Source organism: Dellaglioa sp. CoH-55-MRSF-9, from assembly GCF_056782155.1.
This window is the reverse complement of the sequence record NZ_JBXAYG010000192.1, coordinates 1-229: the sequence shown is the minus strand read 5'-3', so window position 1 is coordinate 229 and position 229 is coordinate 1. Positions and strand designations below refer to the sequence as shown.

1 protein-coding gene is annotated in these 229 nt (G+C 53.3%); it reads right to left on the bottom strand.

What is annotated here, in order from left to right; all coding sequences use genetic code 11:
* A partial coding sequence (locus AC1RPV_RS08305) for a hypothetical protein (protein ID WP_481764287.1) occupies nt 1-229 on the bottom strand: 229 nt, incomplete at both ends.

The window sequence follows — 229 nt, the reverse complement described above, 5'->3', positions numbered from 1 at the left end:
AATCCGAACTGATCTTGAACATCGAGCAGTGCTGTATAGGCATCCGCGTAATTGCGCGAGTACGCGGCAACCATAAAGTCGATGGCCAACTGCTCGTCGGCGCTGACGGTGCTAGCGAATACAGTGCCCACATCATCGGCGCTGAGCAGCTTAGGCTTCTTGCCCTGAATGCCATCGTAGTACTGCTGAAGAGCCTGCATGATATTCGCGAGTTCGCGCATATCTGAAT